Raw genomic sequence first — 16844 nt, 5'->3', positions numbered from 1 at the left:
ATCCGGATCTTCGCGTTGGCCCGCGTCACTGCGGCGCTGCGGGGCGCTGCGGGTTCGCTCAGGGAAGTGAAAATTTGCTGGCACCATTATAAGCTCCTCAGCCTTCGTTTGCTGCTCGATCGAGCCAACCGTTCCATGAAACATCCTCGGCCAAGCCCGTGCCCTTGGGCACGGCCGCGTGGCTAGGTGACTGGGAGGAATCGTTGATGTCACGTTGAACTCCACGTTGAACCAGCGTTGAAGTCACATTGAAGTCTGCTAACCTGCGGTCTGCCGTGCTCAGCAGCTCTGGGCGGCCATCCTGAATGATCTCCCGATAGCGCTCAATGTATTCTCGTCCCTCAACATGAAGCTGTTGAAGCCAGCGCGCTGAATTGCTGGTTTTCGCACGGTATCGTAGCCGAGGTACCCCGAAAAGTTGCACCTTCCGCAGTAAGCGTTCCGCAGGCAGCAAAACCTTCGATGTGCACCTGTCCTCATAGAACGCGGCAAAATATTCCTGCTCGGAAGTCGTGTCATCATAGAGAGCGACTGCAGCACGGATTGCGTAGCTGCCTAAGATCGTCTCAAATTCCTGCCAATCGACGCCACCCTGCCGTTCAACTGCAATAGGATGAATCAACAGTGATGTGTCGGACTCATCCTCAGCCAAGTAATAGACCCATTGATCGTGCCCCGCGGGATGGTGTAACAGCGCGGATCCTTGGTAGAGGATCGGACTGGATCAGGCCGCCACGCCGGGCAGCTTGATGAGAGGATTGTCGCTGACTGGCGCGAGACTTTCAAGGCTCATGTATCGGCGGGATACGGCCCATTCGTCCTGCTGTTCGAGCATCAGGGCGCCGACGAGCCGGATCACGGCCGCATCATTGGGAAAGATGCCGACGACGTCGGACCTTCTTTTGATCTCACCGTTGAGGCGCTCGAGAGGATTCGTGCTGGAGATCTGGGGCCAATGGTCCTTCGGGAAGGCGGTATAGGCGAGGACATCCTCTCGTGCGGCGTCCATCATTTCGGCGAGCCTGGGAGCGCGGTCGCGTAGGGCATCGGCGATTGTCCGCCACTGCTTATGGGCCTCCTGAGAGGTCTCCTGGGCAAAGATCGTCTTGATCATGGCCGTGACCGCCGGCCGCTGCTTGGTCGACACATGCGCGAGGGCATTGCGCATCCAATGGATTCGGCAGCGTTGCAGAGTAGCATGGAAGACCTTGCTGGCGGCGGCACGCAATCCTTTGTGATCATCGGCGATGACAAGTTTGACGCCCCGCAGCCCGCGATCGGCGAGAGACCGCAAGAAGCCCTTCCAGAAGGTCTCCGCCTCGGTGGGGCCGGTGGCGACACCCAACACCTCACGGCGGCCGTCGGTGCTCACCCCGACAGCGATTATTGTCGCCGTCGACAGGATCCGACCCGCCTGGCGGGATTTGATGTAGGTGGCATCGAGCCAGACGTACGGAAATTCGCCTTCTATCGGCCTGTTCAGAAAAGCGTTGACCCGCTCGTCGATCTGCTCGACCAGCCTGCTCACGGAACTCTTGGAGATGCCTGTGAGGCCCATGGCCTTCACCAGATTATCGACCGAGCGGGTCGAGATGCCTTGTACATAGGCCTCCTGAATGACCGCGGTCAGCGCCTTCTCAGCGGTACGCCGGGGTTCAAGGAAGGACGGAAAATAGGACCCCTTGCGAAGGCGGGGGATCTCCAGATCAATATGGCCGGCCCTGGTCTCCCAAGAGCGCTCACGATAGCCGTTGCGCTGAACTTGCCGCCCTGAGGGATCTCGAGCCCCATGGGGAGCGCCGGTTAGCGCCTGCACCTCGGTTTCCATCATCCGTTCAGCAGCGAAGGCCAGCATCTCGCGTACGAGATCTGCGTCTGCGCCCTTTTCAACCAGCTCGATAAGCGCCATTCTGTCTGTGGTCATCGTCGTCTCCGATAGGTTCATTGGTTTCGCAACCCGAACTCTACCGAAGATCGGCGATGGCCGCCAAGACAGGGGCCATGTCATTGCTGGGACTTAAGGCTCCGGTCGCTACGCTCCCTGCACCTCAAGCCCCAGCAATGACGCTGTTACACCATGCGATGGGACGCGGCCGACCCATTCAATCAGCCCGGCATCCTTAAGGATGCGCAGGCGATCGAAAAACTCGACAGCATGGTTCTTGCCTGCAGCTTTCTCCTCTGGGGTAGGATCGCGTCTGTGGACATCAAAAGGACCGCCCCAGCTCACATATTCGTTATCATAGGTGAAGACCCAAAGCTGATAGGCGCCAGTTGCCCGAACAGTCTCTCGGTTAAATTTACGGCGCAACCACCTACGATCAACTCCACCCAGCTCGGCAAGGTCCTGAATGCCATACAGATCAACCAAAAGCCTAAAGGCCATTGGATCGCGTGCACGCCTCACTCGTTCTACAGGGGGGCGCTCGCCGTCAGCACCATCGACCAATGTCTTCGGCATCCAAACCATCTGGAGCTTGCGCGGGGGCGGCAATGCGTAAGAACCATCAGGGTGCTGGATAAGATAACCAAGCTGGCGCGCTCGAGCTGCCGCAGCTTTCTGCGAAGATCCAATCGGTTGCTTCCCATCCTGTACCAGATCGACCGTCTGAGACGCCATCCCGCTGATCGGCGGCAATTTCTTCTCGACCGGAATAAGGTCAAGTCGCGGGCGAGCGCCCTTCCTGATCCACGACACGAAACCGGCCTCAACCAACTTATCGATGCAATCGCGCGCTTTCCGCCAGTTCAGCGACGTGCGCCCGTTAATTGCCTCTCGGGACCAAGTCGAAGTACGATTGTCCACACCCGTCCCGGCAGCCAGAATTAGATAGCTCGCAGCTATATCCGGATCCCCGAGAGAACAGACGGCATGATATGTATCAAGATCGACGGCGAAGAAGTTCCCGCGCTTCTTGGCGGGCGTAACTTCGCCTGCCTGTTCAACTGTGTCTGCGTCTTCGTTTGCCATTCACTAACCTCCGGATCAACAGCATCGCCAAGCTACCAGAGTCATGCTTTGTTCGCGATCTCAAATATTCGCTCGAAACCCTACAATAGGTGCGCGTCATGCACCGCTCTCGCGATCATCCGATGTGAAGCAGGCCAGAACCCACACCACCGCACGCTTGTGGCTGGATGGGTTCACCCGGCGCTTACCGCTATCGGCGATCAGGCCCTTGGCCTTCAGTTCCGAAAAGCGGGGCTGGACGGACACGCGATCGATGGCGAGCAAATCCGCCGCCTCTTCCGGAGTCAGCCCGTTGGTGCCACGGCCCTTCACCGCATTGAACACCTGGCGCTGGAGCCTGCCCAGCTTATCGCTGATCGCTTCTGCGGCTTCCCGGCCCGTCTCCGCCGACCCCTTGAAGCCGGGAGTATTGGGATAGACATGGCCGGGAGAGGAATAGCCGCCTGCACGGCTTGCATGGAATTCACGGTCGAACAGATCAGACATTTTCATCTCCCGCGACAGGAGGAAGCCCGGCCCGGTCCAGCAGCTTGGCAAGCCATTCAGCCTGCGCCGGGGTCATGGGCGTTGGATCGACGGCGAGTTGACCAAGGAAGGAACCAGCCTTCCGGGTCAGGCGCTCGCCGCTGTTCAGCAGCGCCACGGCGGCTGCGCTATGGTCGATGAAGGGGGCCATCATGCCTCACCCCCTTCCGCTGTCTGGTCGATGACGGGCCAGCCATGAGCAGCGTGCCGGGCGTCGGCGCAGCGCTTGGCCTCGCCGTGGTGGCGAAATTCAAGGCTGGGCCATGAGACCGAGCGCGGCTCAAAGCTGACGAGGAAGCGGCCACCGATCGCGGCCTTGCTGATGACGATCTGATCAGGCATGGCCAGCGCCTCCTTCGCCGCGAAGGAATGCGCCAGCGGCGGCAGATGCTTCCCGCTCGCGCTTTGCCATGACGACGAGCATACCGCCGATCCCGGCCAGCATGGCAGCATCCTCAAGGCCGATCTTGCCGCGATGATCGGCAAGGAACTGCGCAAGTTGCTGGGCGGAATCGAGCCAGAAGCCCGACACATCCCAACCATCCGGAAGGACAATTTCATGCAGCATGATCGACAGCATTTCCGCCGCTTCGGGCGTGACCAACATGGGATTAGGCATGACGACCCTCCCCGAAATGGAGGGACAGGATCAGGTCGCCAACGCTGGGCGAAACGCGGTGGCGCTGCATCAGCAGTTGCGCCCGCCAGTCTGAACCCTTATCCTTGCTGCTGTCGTGGTTGACGAAATTCGCGGGGCTGGGAATGTGGCGTTCCCGGCCCCTTTTCTTTCCGGCGCTATCGGCGCGCCGTGCCGTCACCAGCGGCATTCAGGCAGCGGCCTGCGAAGTGGATTCCAGAACATGCTGGCTGGCCCACGCGTCCAGGTCCTTGACCGCATAGGTGACGATCTTGGAACCGAGGCGACGGAATGCTGGCCCGGTGCCCTCAATGCGCTTCCGTTCCAGGGTGCTTTTGCCGATGCCAAGATACTTCGCGGCATCAGGCGTGCGAAGATATGCCTGCGTCATAATCGATCCTTCGCCCAGATCATGACCAGCGAAATTGCGTGGTTACGTCTGAGGTCGGATGACGATCTGCTGCCAGAATTTCGGGCTGCGGAGAGGGTAACGGGGTAACCCCCAGGCCACTGGGTTATGCCAAATTGGGGGGTACCCCTATGTCAAACCCGCAGAAAACCGTTGATTGAGGGGTTACCCTCCCTTCATGCTTTGGTCGGAAATTTCCCGGATGAAGGTCGCCATCACCCCATGGGCGGTTTCACCTAAAGCGGTCAGCCCTTTGTCGGGTCGCCACGCTGCTTTCTCCGCCTTCCTATTAGGATCACCGGCATAGGGGTTGCATTGCAGGCCGAAGCGCGGGGCAATCTCCTCTATGGCGCGTTCAACTTCGATTTTCTTCGGCTGGGGGCGCTGTCTGAGTCTGTCGCCAAACTGCTCGATCACCGCCAGCATGAGTTTCATGTAGGGCGATAGGTGCAGCCGTTCGGCCGTCGATGGAACGGCAATTTCTGGTTCGCGGATCAGCGCCAGCCTCGCCATCAGTTCATCGCGGCCTATGAAAAGGAAGTAGCCGCCAATCTGGCCCGCCGAGAATGCAGCGTCGTGCGCGGCCTTTCCGAACCAATGGCCCTGCTCCACCTTCAGCATTCGCCCGGACTTAAGTGTGAACGCAGCAACCCGACTATTACGTAACTCATCTCCGAACCATTCGATTGCGGCACTCACGCGCTTATGAGCATTCCAATTTCCTTGCCATTTTTTAGCCTCACGGTCCCAAAAGGCGTCATCTTCTTTCACCGGACTGCGGGCTTCGGCCCGCACCATCTCGGGCGGCCTTTGTGGCACCAACGCGAGAAGATCATAAAACGACCATTCATCACCATGGAGCGCTTTACCCACCTCTATTAGAGCCTGCCAGCAATAGAGATATTCGTCAGATGCTACCGGCCATGACGAGGCGTCCGACGATATTGGGATATTTAGCAGGCGCCCGCCATAGCAGGACCGAGTAGGGTCTTGCGGAGGCGTGATGCTAACCCCCCTCATGCTTGCCGCCTCGCCAGATCAATGACATTCGCCGGGCTGGCCTGCCGTGCTGCCAGTGTTTTCACCCGCTTGCCCCACGCGGTAAGCGCCTCCGCCTTTTCGTCTTGGAAGCGGTAGACCTGATAGACGCCGACGATCCCGTCGCGGGTGCCGGATCGGTGATTCAGAATTTCCTCTGTGACTTCGACCGGAACGCCGAGCTTCTGACAGCCTACGGCCAGCGTTCGGCGCAAGTCGTGGAAGCGCCAATCCTTTAACTGCACCTTCTCGACATCGCTCCCGGCCGCCTGGGCGACTTCCTGCATCTGCGCTAATATGGTTGCGTCCAACTTGGCCTTTGGTTTCGAGAAGGCGGTTAGGGCCGTTCCACTCGATGACGGGAACACAAGGTCATGGTCATTCTTGATCTTCGGCAGATCGGTTATGATTGCCAAGGCTTCGGGGCTTAGTGGGACAAGAGTTGTCTGGCCGTTCTTTGTCCGCTCGCCAGGGATGAGCCACGTCGCGGCTTTCAGGTCCAGTTCCTTCCATTCCATATGTGCCACTTCGCGGAGGCGCTGGCCTGTCAGGATCAGGAGGCGAATGATGGGGAGGAACGGCCAGCCCATACCGCCCGCAGCCTGCCACACCCCTGCAAGTTCATCGTCCGCAAGATGGCGCTCGCGCTTCGCGACCGTGCCGGGGCGCTGCACATCGGACAGCGGCGATTGCGCGGCCTTATAATGCCTCTTCTCCTTTTCCAGCGCATAGACGTCGATAGCCCGCAGGACATTGTATGCGCGCAGGGCGGTGGACGATCCGCGCTCTCCGATCTGGTCCAGCAGATCGGAAATGTCCGCCGATGCGATGGAGGGGAGGGGGGTAGAACCAAAAGCCGGTTTCAGGTCGCGGGCGATCACGCCCTCATACTCTTTCCAGCGCTTGATGTTCTTCTTCGCATAGCCGCTGATGAAATTGTCCGCGATGGTATCGAAGGCGAGGCGGCTCAACACGACTTTCTGCGCCGCCCTACTCTCCTTCTCTGCCTTCGCTGTTTCGACCTTCTCCCGCTCAGTGTCGAAGGGATCGACCTTGCGTCGTACCTGTTCCAGCAATTCGGATGCCCGGTTGCGTGCCGTCTCCGGCGTCCATGGCGATCCATGCTTCCCGATGGTCACGCGGCGGGTAGGATTGCCGCGTCCGCCGATCCGATATTGCAGGATATAGGACCGTGCGCCCTTGTCCGTCACCATCAGGCCGAAGCCCTTTAGGCTGTCGTCCCATAGGTGGCTGCGCTTGCCGGTCGCCGGCACCGGCACCGCATCGACAGCCCTTTTCGTGATCTTCCCTGTTGCCATGGGCTTATCTCCATCTGGATAAGCACAGGAATATCACGCTGGCGGTTGCATGTGAATACGTCTGAGGACGAATGACGAAACACTACGGGAACACCTAAGAAACAGAAGTGATACGCGATGGCGTATGATTGCGCTTGACTATACCGAACCTCTTATTCGTAATGCGAGGGTCACGTGTTCGAGTCACGTAAGCGGCACCAGGAACGCCCCTCCAAAGGGGCCTAAACCCTCGAAAATCAGCCAAAAATTTGGTATGCTTGAGCATCGGCTTTCCGGTGAAGCCCCCACGCGTCCACCTGCATCCAGGTGATTTGGGGGCCCCAAATCCGGGGGCCTAAATGACATGCTTGAGTCGAGGCCCCCAGATGCTGACTGCAGTTCAGATCAAGTCCCTAAAGCCCAGGGAAAAAGCCTATAAGGTCGCCGACGGCGCCGGGCTCTATCTCCTGGTCAACCCCAATGGCTCGCTGCTCTGGCGGGTGAAGTTCCGCTTTCACGGCATCGAGAAGAAGATGGCGCTGGGGCGCTATCCCGACATAAGCCTGCGAGAGGCGCGCGAGAAGCGCGACGAAGCCCGGGAATATCTTGAGCAGGGCGTCGACCCTGTTGCGCACAGGAAGCAGGAAAGGCTGAAGGCCGAGGCTGCGGCCCGCACGACCTTCCGGGTCGTGGCGGACGAATTCATCGCGAAGATGGAGATTGAGGGCAAGGCCCCCGCCACGCTCAAGAAGATGCGCTGGTTTCGCGACGTGCTGGACCCCAAGATAGGCAATCGGCCCATCAAGGATATCACGGCCCATGAGTTGCTCAGGGCGTTCAAGCGGTTCGAGCAGAAAGAACATTATGAATCTGCCACTCGCGCCCGTGCATTTTCCGGCCGCGTATTTCGTTATGCGGTGGCAACCTTACGGGCGCAGCACAACCCGGCTGACATTCTGCGTGGTGCGCTGGTCAGCCCAAAGGTAAAGCATCATGCCGCCATCCTGAAGCCGGAGAAGGTTGGCGAACTGCTGCGTGCGATCGATGGCTATGGCGGCAGGATTGAAACGCGGTTTGCTTTGCAGCTGGCCCCGCATGTCTATCTCCGTCCTGGCGAATTGCGGAAGGCAAAGTGGGACGAGATTGATTTCGAGGCGGCGATTTGGCGCGTCCCTGCCGAGCGCACGAAGATGCGCAAGCCTCATGTCTTTCCCTTGTCGAAGCAATCGCTCGATCTGCTGCAGGCTCTCCGGGCTTTGGGAAACCGGGGTGACTATCTGTTTCCTGCCAACAGTACATGGCTCAAGCCGATCTGCGAAAATACGCTGAACATCGCCATCCGGCGCATGGGCTTCACGAGCAACGAGATGACCTCGCATGGTTTCCGATCCACTGCGAGTACGCTTCTGAATGAAAGTGGGCTCTGGCATCCTGATGCTATCGAAAGGTCCCTGGCGCATCGGGAGGGTCGCGTCCGTCAATGTGGTGTAGAATTGGGTGTGGCCAGCGGGCTGCATTTTCAGGCGGCCTTGGGTGTAATCTGTAGCGGCTGTGCCTCCTCGATCATTGGTGTAGCAAGGGCGGCCATGCCCTCGATCTGCATGTAGCGGTGCTGGAGCTGGTATTCGTCATTCTGCTCCAGCAGGACGGCGCCGACGAGGCGGATGATGCTATCCTCGTTCGGGAAGATGCCGACGACATCGGCGCGGCGCTTCACTTCCTTGTTCAGGCGTTCCAGTGGATTGGTGGAATGTAATTTGACGCGGTGCTGCTCGGGGAAGGTCATGTAGGCCAGCACGTCGTGCTCGGCATCGTCCATGCAGGCGCCGAGCTTTGGCCAGCGGGTACGCAACTGGTCGGCGACCTGGCGCCAGACCTGTGTCGCGGCGGCATGGTCGGGCTGGAGGAAGACCTGGCGGATGGCAGCGGCGACGACGGTGTTCTGGCCCTTGGGCACGTAGGCCAGGGCATTGCGCATGAAGTGGACGCGGCACCGCTGCCAGGTGGCGCTGAGCACGCGAGTGATCGCTGCCTTGAGGCCCTCGTGGGCATCGGAGATGACCAGCTTCACGCCGGTCAGTCCGCGGCGTGCGAGGTCCTTGAGGAAGCTCGACCAGAATGGCTCGGCTTCGGAGGGTCCAATGTGAAGGCCAACGATTTCGCGCTTGCCCTCGGTGTTGACGGCAACGGCTATTATCGCGGCGACACTGACGATCCGCCCGCCCTCGCGCACCTTGAGGTAGGTAGCATCGAGCCAGAGGTAGGGCCAGTCGCCGGTGAGCGGCCGCTTAAGGAAGGCATGGACACGTTCGTCGATATCCTTGCACAGCTTGGACACCGAGGATTTGGAGATGCCGGTCATGCCCATGGCCTGCACCAGCTCGTCGACACGCCGGGTGCTGACGCCGGCGATCCACGCCTCCTGGATCACCGCGACCAGCGCCTTCTCGACGGTCTTCCTGGGTTCCAGGAAGCCAGGGAAGTAGGCGCCGGTCCGTAGCTTGGGAATCCTCAGGTTGAGCGTGCCGAGCCGGGTATCGAGGCTGCGGTCGCGGTAGCCGTTCCGCCAGGTCGTCCGGTCGCCGGAGCGCTCGTGTCGGCTAGCGCCGACCAGGCCATCGACGTCGGCCTCCATGATGATCTGTAATACGCTCTCGGCGATCGTGCGCAGGAAATCTCCATCTCCAGTCTTCGCCATCAGCTCGGCAAGCGGTAGTCTGTCGTCGGTCATCGGGATCAACTCCTCGGTGGGCGTGTGAAGTGTGGTAACTCCACCTTACCGATGAGCCCGGTGGCCACCGAGATCGAAATCGCATGGGGTGGGGCATGCCCCACCCCATGCGATCATCTCAATCTACACCAGAAATTACACCACGAGCGCGGACGCTAACCATCGGGAGCGTGACAGCGTCCGGGCTGCTTATCATCGTGGGGCTCATTGGGACGAGCGGGTTCGCATGGCGCAATGGTGGTCGAATTATCTCTGTCGGTTGCGGGATGGCGCGGAGGTGATCCATCCCATGTTCGGCACCTGAACCTTCTCGGCTACCACTTTTGTGTTTATTGCCAAATGGCGTCTTATGAATTATATCATGCCAAATGGAGGCGCTTATGGCGATGTTGCAGCCGATCGACACTGTTCCGGCCCCTTTCCGGCCGGAGCCGATTTCGCAGGAAGAGGGTGGCGCGCTGTTTCGTTCGGCGCTCAACCTCTTTGCGCGCTGGGGTATCACGGATGAGCAGGCTGCCGTGCTGACTGACATGCCGGTGCGGACCTACCGCAGGTGGAAGGCGGAGGGGCCGGGACGTATCTCGCGCGACGGGCTGGCCCGGCTTTCCAACTTGATGGGCATCCACAAGGCTTTGCGGATCATCTTTCAGGAGCCGCAGCGCGGATATGACTGGATCAAGGCCCCCAATGCCGCTTTTGGCGACGCCAGCGCTTTGCAGGTGATGATTGGGGGTGAACTGACCGATATCATGCGGGTCCGGCGCTATCTCGACGCGGAGCGCGGCGGCTGGTGACGACGGCAGACGAACCGCCGGTCAGCAAGGTCGAATGGGAGGGGGCGGTCAGGATCATCCGCAGCATCTATCCTCCCATCGACCTGTTCGAGGATATTGCCGACCCCGCCGACTGGCCCCTTCTGCTTTCAGCCGAGCAGAAGACGAATCCGCGCATCATGGCATCCGTCGGCAATATCGATCTTGTGCCGTCGGGACGGCGCGTTGGAGGTGCCGGTGCCTCATATCTGATGGCATCGTTCACGCATGTCAGCATCGATCGGCCGAGCCGCTTCTCGGGCGGAGAATTTGGCGTCCTCTACGTGGCACGCTGCTATGAAACCGCGCTGTTCGAGACGATCCATCACCATGCGGCCTTCATGGGCAGGACCAGCGAGCCTGCGGGATGGACATCTCAGTTCCGCGAGATCCTGATGAAGGTCGATGCCGAGCTTCATGATCTTCGTGACGACAGGAAGGAATTCCGGGCCTGCCTTGACGCGGATAGTTATCGAGCGGCGCAGCAACTCGCGGCGCGCCTGCGCGCCGGTGGGTCGAACGGCATTGCCTATCCGAGCGTTCGGCAGACTGGTGGGGAATGCGTCGCTCTCTTCTACCCGGATTGCGCGTCCGGCCCTGTTCAGGGGCGGCATCTGGATTATCACTGGGATGGAAAGCGGGTCGATCTCGTGCGTGATGCAGGAAGCGGCGCCGTCTTCAGGGTCGTCGAGGCAGCATGAACGCCGTCCATGATCGCCATGCACATGCGGCCGAATTGTTGGGCGCACATCCTGACTTCCGTGTGCAGCGACGCCTCATGCCGGTACCGGCGTTCCATGAGGCGGTCCCATTCGTCCCGAGCCGGATTGGCGTCGTGATCGACGTTGAGACAACCGGGCTGAACCACGATGCGGATCGCATCATCGAACTGGCTGTCCAGCGCTTCCGGTTCGACGCACGGGGGCGCATCATCCAGGTAGGCACGCCCCGCGTCTGGCGTGAGGATCCGGCCATGCCGCTGGACCCCAGGATCACGATGCTTACCGGCCTGACGGCGGAAGACCTTGCAGGTCAGGCTATCGACGATGCTGCGGCCGTGGACATACTTGCCTCTGCCGACATCGTCGTTGCCCATAATGCCGCTTTTGATCGACCGTTTGTCGATCGTCGCCTGCCGGCCATTGCCGGCAAGCCATGGGCCTGTTCAATGGCCGAACTGGACTGGCTCGAGCTTGGTTTCGAGGGGCGGGCACTTGCGCATCTCATTTCGCAATGTGGATGGTTCTACGAGGGACATCGGGCCGAAAACGACATACTCGCCCTTCTGTATCTGCTTTCGCACGGAATGCCGGACGGCGACACGATCCTTGCAAAGCTCATTGCTTGCTCGGAGCAGCCAACCTGGCGCGTCAACGCCATCGATGCGCCTTTCGATGCCAAGGATCGTCTGAAAGCGCGAGGGTATCGCTGGGATGCTGCCTTGCGCTTCTGGTGGAAGAGTATCGGCCAAGGGGAGGCAGATGCCGAGCGCGGCTGGCTGCTCAGTGAGGTTTATGGTGGATATGGCGAACCAGCGTTCATACCCGTCACGGCCTGCGAGCGGCATCGATAAACCGTAGGTCGCATTCTTACGCCGAGCGCTCGCCGGCTTCATGCCGCCCAGCGATCAAGGTCCGGAAAAAGCGGCAACGCCGGCGGATTGCCGGGCTCCGCGACACGAGCATCGAATGCCGCGACAGTCAGCCATTCGATGCGCCACTCGACACGGGTAGCATTGCCCTCGAAATGAACGAAGCCGGCACCATCGCGAGCGACTTCCCAACGGCAGCGCATATGCTTGTCGTAGGAGCCCATCAGCAATGTGCCGTCGCTCAGGCCAACCAGAAATCGATCGTCATTTTCATAGGGCACTGCCAACACCGTTTCCACGTCGCCGGTAACCCGCAGGCGGACACTATCCGAAATCGGGGGTGATCAGAACGCACATCGCCGAATCCCTCTTCCCTACATTAGAACAAATAGCGAACATATCGAGCAGGAGAGGAGTCGGCAATGCTGATTATAGACGGATCGTTTCTTCTTGGGGTGGCTGCGGTGCTGACCAGTCTGGCGACGCTGTGGCGGGCCGTAAAGGAGCGAAGGTAGCAAATCACAGTCTGATGTCGGCTGGGAGACAAGGTCCGGCATATGGCTATATTTGGCTTTGGATTCTGTGGGAGTTTCAGCACCGACAATCCGTTTCCCAATTTCCAGTTTTGGCCGATAGGCGAATGTCTGGTTCGGAGCTGGGATGTGGGGATAGCTGCCGTTCGCGCGCGTCGGCTGCCGACCAATGCACGAACCCGCTCCGCGGGAGGGTCGCGTGGGGCACTGTAATGCGGTAAATATGGGCCTTTGGCGGGGCGAGGTTGCCCTTTGAGGTTGGAAGTTCCTTCAGCGAAGAGGAACTTGCCATGACTATCTCGATCCTGCTCGCGCTATGCCGCGATCCAGTCTAAGAGCGAAATGACGACAGACCAACGTATTAGGGTTGGGTCAACAAAGAGGGGCGACGTTGCAACGGCTGACTGCAGAAAGTGACGGAATCGTATTTGGCTACACGTCTCGGAACGCGCGGACTTACAAGTCCATGAACTATCATCGTCAAAGAATTAAGTCCGGAAAAACGCTATGGGCTAAGACAGTGGCAGTTTCTGAAGAGGCGGATTTCTTCGATACGAGCGATGATAAAATCTGGCAATGCGACCAAGATAATCACTGGTGGATTTCCCATAACGCCTCTCTCATCGTAGGAGAATCCGGCGAGCGGGTCGCCTTTTTTCCTTATTGTGGCAATCATCCCGGGCCTTGGCACGGCTACCCAGTGTCGCCTTCTAATGACGAGCATTATGAGATCCCAGAAGAGATTATCTCAATGTGGGAAGCAGGCGATGAACCGCAAATTGACGAGCTGATCGCTGGACGCATCCGGAAGGGCAAAATATGAGACGGAAGACGCTCAGTCTGCACGGATCATACGTTGAGTGCTACCTATATTTCGATTTTGCATGGCTCATCTCGAAAGATGGCCTGATTCGCGCTTTCGATATTGAAGAATTCTGTAACAAGCGACTGAATGGAAGTGGCAACGCTGCCGGCAAACTGTTCGCCGACAACCGCAGAATTGTTCTCGGCAGGCCGGATCAGGAGATTGATCGCCTACTAGAAGTAGATTCAACAATTGATGTCAGCGAAGATGACGTCGAGCGGTTTTCTTACACTTTCGACAGAAAAATTGATTTTAAGTCAGTCCTAGATATTCGTTTTTATTATGGCCGAGCATACTTAAGCACCGAGAAGAGTATTCATCAGTTTACAGCGCTTGACCGTGACAATCTGGAATTTGGCGGTATCGGGCGCACTGCCAGAGTTTCACTTAATCAACGACGTGTGTCGGATTTGGCCTGTCGGCAGTTTCGATGCCGTTATGGTGCAGTCAGCGCCGCGTGCGGAAAAAACGGTGGACTGATCGCGTTTGGGACGAGCACAGACGAAAGCGGTTGGGAAATAGCGTTCCAAGAGTTTGCTTCGCAGTCGTATGGCATCGAATTGAACACGGATGCCATTTCGAATCTGCGGACGCCCACTCAAGTAGAATTCTACCGCGCAAAATCTGGACGTGCTGCTTTGGCCGTGGAAAACAGGTTTGAAGCTGAAGAAAGCAAACAGGATAATGTCGAGCTGATGACGGTCAGCGGGTTGGATTACACAGATCAGTCGGCACTCTTTAAAGAGTTAATCGAACATGCCGGGTCATCCGCTAAACGGGTATTTCTGTTCAAGAGCACCATCTGGGTGGAGTTCCAAAACGGTACCATCAAGCGTTTGGCTGCTACTGATAGAGATCAAATTGTAGAAATCCCTCGGGAGCTAGGAAGCTTCACAGCGCCGGGCCGCGTTTTGTCAACGGATAATACAAAAATGGGCGTTGTCGTTGAAAGCGACGATAGCGTTTTCCTCCGCCGACCGAAATTATGGGTAACCTTGGTGAATGATCAAGTGCATTCGGTGCGGGGCTACATGAACTCAAAGCGCTATCAAAATATCGTCACCGCTGTCAGGCGTGAATGCGTCGAGTTGATTGCTCTGGTCCCATGAGACGGGCCGCTGTTTAGCGGAAGATCGCGGAGCTCGAGCAATCAGATAACTTCGAGCTGAAAAGGTCGAACGCGGCGTGTGGCTCAGGTGGAACCATCAACGATAGCGATGGCGCTCTCTCTGTTCGCCATGACCGAGGTCACAATTTGTGGCCCAGCGAGCCCACGCTCGACCTGCTGCCTTGTGGATTGAACACCCGCGACATCTTTATACCCGGCTTTCACCTCGATAGGATCATGTTGAAAGCCCGAGATTATTAATGAATCCGCTTCCTGTGCCCCTCCAGCAGTGAGATTTTATGCCGACTGAACCGTCCGATCAAACGATTGTGCTGAGCCTATTGCGGGGCGCCGTTCCAGAAAAGGCCGATGAGCTTTGCCGACTGTGGGCCGACCATCAACATTCCGTTGAAGTCGCCCCGAGCGGCGCTGGCCTGACATTGAACGCGACCAGCAAGCGGATCAAATTTGACACCAAGACGGTGGATTTCTTCTGGCTATTGGGTTTCGCCGCCTGGCACGCAATCGAGGTCTACGCCCCCGCGCTGATCCTTGTCACCAGTACCGGCGTATCGATCGACGCGGCGCTCAAGGCTGATCACGGCCGGGGCCAGTTCGAGTTCGACTTCAAGCAACGCATCGCTGCCGCCCACAGTCTCCGGGCGGCGGGTAGCACCGCCGCCATCCAATGGCCCGAAGACATTCCCATGCCGACCGCTGACCGCGCCAGCCTGGGCGACGCGCGAGCGATGGCGGCCTCCGACCTTGTCGGCCTGGCCTTCGCCTTCGCACTCCTTCACGAGCTGAAGCACGTCATCTTCCGCGCGGCCGGTAACGCACCCGAGGAAGGCTATGAGGAAGAGTTGGCCTGCGACACGTGGGCGCGCGAAACGATGACGAGCAACTTGGCCGAATATGCCCGCGACAACGGCCACACCTTCGCGCAGGTCGCTCAGAAGCGGGCCATGGGCATCGCCCTCGCGGCGATCATCGTCCACGCAATGACACCCGTCCATGCGCAACGGGGAAATGCCGACTACCCGCCAATCGGAGAGCGCATCCGAGCCATGATCGACGGCCATGGCCTGTCAGAAGGATCTCCCTTCTGGACCTTCACCGCCTGCCTGCTCATCGCGATCATGCGCCAAGAGAGCCGACCGCTGGACCTCGTCGCGACATCGGACAAGGCAGTGGTCGAAGGCCTTCTCGACCTGATCGGCTGAGGTGGACGCGAGCGATGCCGGTCTATTTCATAGGCGAAGAGGACAGCGGCTATTGCCGCATCAAGATCGGCGTCGCCAAGGACATCGAAAAGCGTCGCGGCAACCTCCAGACTGGCAATCCCTCCGCTATCCGTCTCCTCGGATGGATCAATACCGAGGAGACGTTCGAGCTGGAACGTCGCCTGCATCGTCACTTCGCAGCGACACGGGTTCGCGGCGAGTGGTTCGCGCTCGAGCCGGCAGACATCCTGCCAATCCTCATGCGCGCCACCAGCGACGGCTTTGTCGCGAAGAATGCCGACGCCTTTCAGATCGTCGGGTACGATCGCGATGCCGTCCCTGAATATCTCGGCGTCTGGGAATGGGGCGATCTCGAAATCGACGAGTGTTGCCCCTTCTGCGGATGTTTTTGCGGCATGGCCTTTCAGGATGCCTCGCAGATGTATCATTGCATCAACTGCGACGCGCTCACCGACTTTTCGGAGCTGAGCCGGCGCAACGACGAACCGGAGGACTGATCGATGGTGGAGAAGCCAAAGAGCGCAAGCGAAGCGTGGCTGGAGGCGAGAGCCCCGGGGTTTCAGGATCTACCCAACGACGATCGCCGAGCGATCTTCGACTTCGCCTTCCTCTGGAGCCTGTTCGAGGCCGAGATCATGGAAGCGAACGCCCGCGTCGATCGCATCACCGAGAAAGTCGATGCCTGGGCGGGCTCCGACATGCTGGGTGCCGACCTCTATGACGCGGAGCTGGCATACTTTCGCGACCGCTATTTTGCCAACGGCGAGCTGACCTACCACTATCCATTCCTGGACCTGCGCAAGTACGACCACCCCGACCTTGTCGAAGCCGTCATTCGGGGTGCGAACAACGATCCGCGCGACCGCATTCTAACCCTGCTGATGATCGTCTGGCGCCTTCGCAACAATCTGTTCCACGGCGCGAAATGGGCCTATCAGATCAAGGGTCAGCGCGATAATTTCACTCAGGCGAACGCCGTCCTCATGCGCGTGCTCGAACGCCACGGCGGGTTAGCCTGATTTACGCTTTTGTGGGCTTACGATTTTGAGTGGCAGGCCTGCGAGAAGGCTATCAAGGAGAGG

General features: G+C 58.9%; 22 protein-coding genes and 2 pseudogenes. 10 read left to right on the top strand and 14 right to left on the bottom strand.

All coding sequences use genetic code 11. The features are described 5' to 3' along the window. Positions 1 to 97: 97 nt before the first annotated feature. The 12 genes and pseudogenes from TZ53_RS00675 to TZ53_RS27885 all read right to left on the bottom strand — a co-directional run. A complete protein-coding gene (locus TZ53_RS00675; protein ID WP_044660095.1) occupies positions 98 to 652 on the bottom strand; it encodes a hypothetical protein in 555 nt (184 codons plus the stop codon). Positions 653 to 724: 72 nt separating this feature from the next. Further along, complete coding sequence (locus TZ53_RS00670; protein WP_083199228.1) at positions 725 to 1924, bottom strand: IS256 family transposase; 1200 nt, start codon at positions 1922 to 1924, stop codon at positions 725 to 727. A 108-nt stretch (positions 1925 to 2032) separates the two neighbouring features. Next, a complete protein-coding gene (locus TZ53_RS00665; RefSeq protein ID WP_044660093.1) occupies positions 2033 to 2971 on the bottom strand; it encodes a hypothetical protein in 939 nt (312 codons plus the stop codon). A gap of 96 nt (positions 2972 to 3067) precedes the next feature. Further along, entirely contained in the window at positions 3068 to 3457 is a 390-nt protein-coding gene (locus tag TZ53_RS00660; protein WP_238320090.1) for a hypothetical protein, read from the bottom strand. Beyond that, on the bottom strand, positions 3450 to 3650 hold the full coding sequence (locus tag TZ53_RS00655) for a hypothetical protein (protein WP_197565230.1): 201 nt from the start codon (positions 3648 to 3650) through the stop codon (positions 3450 to 3452). Before TZ53_RS00655 ends, TZ53_RS00660 begins: the two co-directional genes overlap by 8 nt. Next, positions 3647 to 3838 (bottom strand): hypothetical protein, encoded by a 192-nt coding sequence (locus tag TZ53_RS00650; RefSeq protein WP_044660092.1) that lies wholly within the window; start codon positions 3836 to 3838, stop codon positions 3647 to 3649. Before TZ53_RS00650 ends, TZ53_RS00655 begins: the two co-directional genes overlap by 4 nt. Next, positions 3831 to 4103, bottom strand: coding sequence for a hypothetical protein (locus TZ53_RS00645; RefSeq protein WP_044660091.1), 273 nt, complete (start codon positions 4101 to 4103; stop codon positions 3831 to 3833). Before TZ53_RS00645 ends, TZ53_RS00650 begins: the two co-directional genes overlap by 8 nt. A 4-nt stretch (positions 4104 to 4107) precedes the next feature. Continuing rightward, on the bottom strand, positions 4108 to 4323 hold the full coding sequence (locus tag TZ53_RS00640) for a hypothetical protein (protein ID WP_044660090.1): 216 nt from the start codon (positions 4321 to 4323) through the stop codon (positions 4108 to 4110). Continuing rightward, complete coding sequence (locus TZ53_RS00635; RefSeq protein WP_044660089.1) at positions 4324 to 4524, bottom strand: helix-turn-helix transcriptional regulator; 201 nt, start codon at positions 4522 to 4524, stop codon at positions 4324 to 4326. Between the two features lie 183 nt (positions 4525 to 4707). Beyond that, the gene (locus tag TZ53_RS00630; protein WP_137710335.1) at positions 4708 to 5415 is read right to left on the bottom strand and encodes a hypothetical protein; all 708 of its coding nucleotides are present in this window, start codon (positions 5413 to 5415) and stop codon (positions 4708 to 4710) included. A gap of 143 nt (positions 5416 to 5558) precedes the next feature. Next, positions 5559 to 6656 (bottom strand): tyrosine-type recombinase/integrase, encoded by a 1098-nt coding sequence (locus TZ53_RS00625; protein WP_238320089.1) that lies wholly within the window; start codon positions 6654 to 6656, stop codon positions 5559 to 5561. A gap of 9 nt (positions 6657 to 6665) precedes the next feature. Next, positions 6666 to 6899: pseudogene (locus TZ53_RS27885) on the bottom strand (Arm DNA-binding domain-containing protein); the annotation flags it as partial. 365 nt (positions 6900 to 7264) lie between these two features. Here TZ53_RS27885 and TZ53_RS00620 point away from each other — a divergent pair. Next, positions 7265 to 8485, top strand: coding sequence for a tyrosine-type recombinase/integrase (locus TZ53_RS00620; protein ID WP_084694292.1), 1221 nt, complete (start codon positions 7265 to 7267; stop codon positions 8483 to 8485). On the opposite strand, the gene TZ53_RS00615 is transcribed toward TZ53_RS00620, so the two are convergent. After that, positions 8398 to 9609: an IS256 family transposase gene (locus tag TZ53_RS00615; RefSeq protein ID WP_011950834.1), complete on the bottom strand. Its 1212-nt coding sequence runs from the start codon at positions 9607 to 9609 to the stop codon at positions 8398 to 8400. The genes TZ53_RS00620 and TZ53_RS00615 overlap by 88 nt on opposite strands. Positions 9610 to 9769: 160 nt before the next feature. On the opposite strand from TZ53_RS00615, the pseudogene TZ53_RS27415 reads away from it, so the two are divergent. The 4 genes and pseudogenes from TZ53_RS27415 to TZ53_RS00600 all read left to right on the top strand — a co-directional run. Continuing rightward, positions 9770 to 9913 (top strand): annotated as a pseudogene (locus tag TZ53_RS27415) (integrase); the annotation flags it as partial. 76 nt (positions 9914 to 9989) lie between these two features. Further along, positions 9990 to 10403, top strand: coding sequence for an MbcA/ParS/Xre antitoxin family protein (locus TZ53_RS00610; RefSeq protein ID WP_044662753.1), 414 nt, complete (start codon positions 9990 to 9992; stop codon positions 10401 to 10403). After that, on the top strand, positions 10397 to 11122 hold the full coding sequence (locus tag TZ53_RS00605) for an RES family NAD+ phosphorylase (protein ID WP_171010091.1): 726 nt from the start codon (positions 10397 to 10399) through the stop codon (positions 11120 to 11122). The genes TZ53_RS00610 and TZ53_RS00605 overlap by 7 nt, the downstream gene beginning before the upstream one ends. Next, positions 11119 to 11994: a 3'-5' exonuclease gene (locus TZ53_RS00600; RefSeq protein WP_044660085.1), complete on the top strand. Its 876-nt coding sequence runs from the start codon at positions 11119 to 11121 to the stop codon at positions 11992 to 11994. The genes TZ53_RS00605 and TZ53_RS00600 overlap by 4 nt, the downstream gene beginning before the upstream one ends. Positions 11995 to 12032: 38 nt before the next feature. Here TZ53_RS00600 and TZ53_RS00595 read toward each other — a convergent pair whose 3' ends face one another. After that, complete coding sequence (locus TZ53_RS00595) at positions 12033 to 12311, bottom strand: hypothetical protein (RefSeq protein WP_238320088.1); 279 nt, start codon at positions 12309 to 12311, stop codon at positions 12033 to 12035. 700 nt (positions 12312 to 13011) lie between these two features. Between TZ53_RS00595 and TZ53_RS26560 the strand changes: the two genes are divergently transcribed. The 5 genes from TZ53_RS26560 (at position 13012) to TZ53_RS26550 (ending at position 16781) form a co-directional block, all read left to right on the top strand. After that, a complete protein-coding gene (locus TZ53_RS26560) occupies positions 13012 to 13368 on the top strand; it encodes a hypothetical protein (RefSeq protein WP_137710337.1) in 357 nt (118 codons plus the stop codon). After that, on the top strand, positions 13365 to 14519 hold the full coding sequence (locus tag TZ53_RS00590; RefSeq protein ID WP_044660083.1) for a hypothetical protein: 1155 nt from the start codon (positions 13365 to 13367) through the stop codon (positions 14517 to 14519). The genes TZ53_RS26560 and TZ53_RS00590 overlap by 4 nt, the downstream gene beginning before the upstream one ends. A 298-nt stretch (positions 14520 to 14817) precedes the next feature. After that, complete coding sequence (locus tag TZ53_RS00585) at positions 14818 to 15741, top strand: phage exclusion protein Lit family protein (protein WP_044660082.1); 924 nt, start codon at positions 14818 to 14820, stop codon at positions 15739 to 15741. 14 nt (positions 15742 to 15755) lie between these two features. Then, positions 15756 to 16259, top strand: coding sequence for a GIY-YIG nuclease family protein (locus TZ53_RS26555; protein WP_044660081.1), 504 nt, complete (start codon positions 15756 to 15758; stop codon positions 16257 to 16259). Between the two features lie 3 nt (positions 16260 to 16262). After that, complete coding sequence (locus TZ53_RS26550) at positions 16263 to 16781, top strand: hypothetical protein (RefSeq protein WP_044660080.1); 519 nt, start codon at positions 16263 to 16265, stop codon at positions 16779 to 16781. Positions 16782 to 16844: the final 63 nt, after the last annotated feature.

This window comes from Sphingobium sp. YBL2, assembly GCF_000943805.1.
GTDB classification, from domain to species: domain Bacteria; phylum Pseudomonadota; class Alphaproteobacteria; order Sphingomonadales; family Sphingomonadaceae; genus Sphingobium; species Sphingobium fuliginis.
Note: the sequence above shows the minus strand (reverse complement) of the source record. Positions and strands in the feature narration are given on the sequence as shown.

What these genes read in the sequence shown, in the direction of transcription:
- TZ53_RS00670 (WP_083199228.1), bottom strand. Translation starts at nt 1,924, where the DNA reads ATGACCACAGACAGAATGGCGCTTATCGAGCTGGTTGAAAAGGGCGCA.
- TZ53_RS00665 (WP_044660093.1), bottom strand. Translation starts at nt 2,971, where the DNA reads ATGGCAAACGAAGACGCAGACACAGTTGAACAGGCAGGCGAAGTTACG.
- TZ53_RS00660 (WP_238320090.1), bottom strand. Translation starts at nt 3,457, where the DNA reads ATGTCTGATCTGTTCGACCGTGAATTCCATGCAAGCCGTGCAGGCGGC.
- TZ53_RS00655 (WP_197565230.1), bottom strand. Translation starts at nt 3,650, where the DNA reads ATGATGGCCCCCTTCATCGACCATAGCGCAGCCGCCGTGGCGCTGCTG.
- TZ53_RS00650 (WP_044660092.1), bottom strand. Translation starts at nt 3,838, where the DNA reads ATGCCTGATCAGATCGTCATCAGCAAGGCCGCGATCGGTGGCCGCTTC.
- TZ53_RS00645 (WP_044660091.1), bottom strand. Translation starts at nt 4,103, where the DNA reads ATGTTGGTCACGCCCGAAGCGGCGGAAATGCTGTCGATCATGCTGCAT.
- TZ53_RS00640 (WP_044660090.1), bottom strand. Translation starts at nt 4,323, where the DNA reads ATGCCGCTGGTGACGGCACGGCGCGCCGATAGCGCCGGAAAGAAAAGG.
- TZ53_RS00635 (WP_044660089.1), bottom strand. Translation starts at nt 4,524, where the DNA reads ATGACGCAGGCATATCTTCGCACGCCTGATGCCGCGAAGTATCTTGGC.
- TZ53_RS00620 (WP_084694292.1), top strand. Translation starts at nt 7,265, where the DNA reads ATGCTGACTGCAGTTCAGATCAAGTCCCTAAAGCCCAGGGAAAAAGCC.
- TZ53_RS00615 (WP_011950834.1), bottom strand. Translation starts at nt 9,609, where the DNA reads ATGACCGACGACAGACTACCGCTTGCCGAGCTGATGGCGAAGACTGGA.
- TZ53_RS00610 (WP_044662753.1), top strand. Translation starts at nt 9,990, where the DNA reads ATGGCGATGTTGCAGCCGATCGACACTGTTCCGGCCCCTTTCCGGCCG.
- TZ53_RS00600 (WP_044660085.1), top strand. Translation starts at nt 11,119, where the DNA reads ATGAACGCCGTCCATGATCGCCATGCACATGCGGCCGAATTGTTGGGC.
- TZ53_RS26560 (WP_137710337.1), top strand. Translation starts at nt 13,012, where the DNA reads ATGAACTATCATCGTCAAAGAATTAAGTCCGGAAAAACGCTATGGGCT.
- TZ53_RS00590 (WP_044660083.1), top strand. Translation starts at nt 13,365, where the DNA reads ATGAGACGGAAGACGCTCAGTCTGCACGGATCATACGTTGAGTGCTAC.
- TZ53_RS00585 (WP_044660082.1), top strand. Translation starts at nt 14,818, where the DNA reads ATGCCGACTGAACCGTCCGATCAAACGATTGTGCTGAGCCTATTGCGG.
- TZ53_RS26555 (WP_044660081.1), top strand. Translation starts at nt 15,756, where the DNA reads ATGCCGGTCTATTTCATAGGCGAAGAGGACAGCGGCTATTGCCGCATC.
- TZ53_RS26550 (WP_044660080.1), top strand. Translation starts at nt 16,263, where the DNA reads ATGGTGGAGAAGCCAAAGAGCGCAAGCGAAGCGTGGCTGGAGGCGAGA.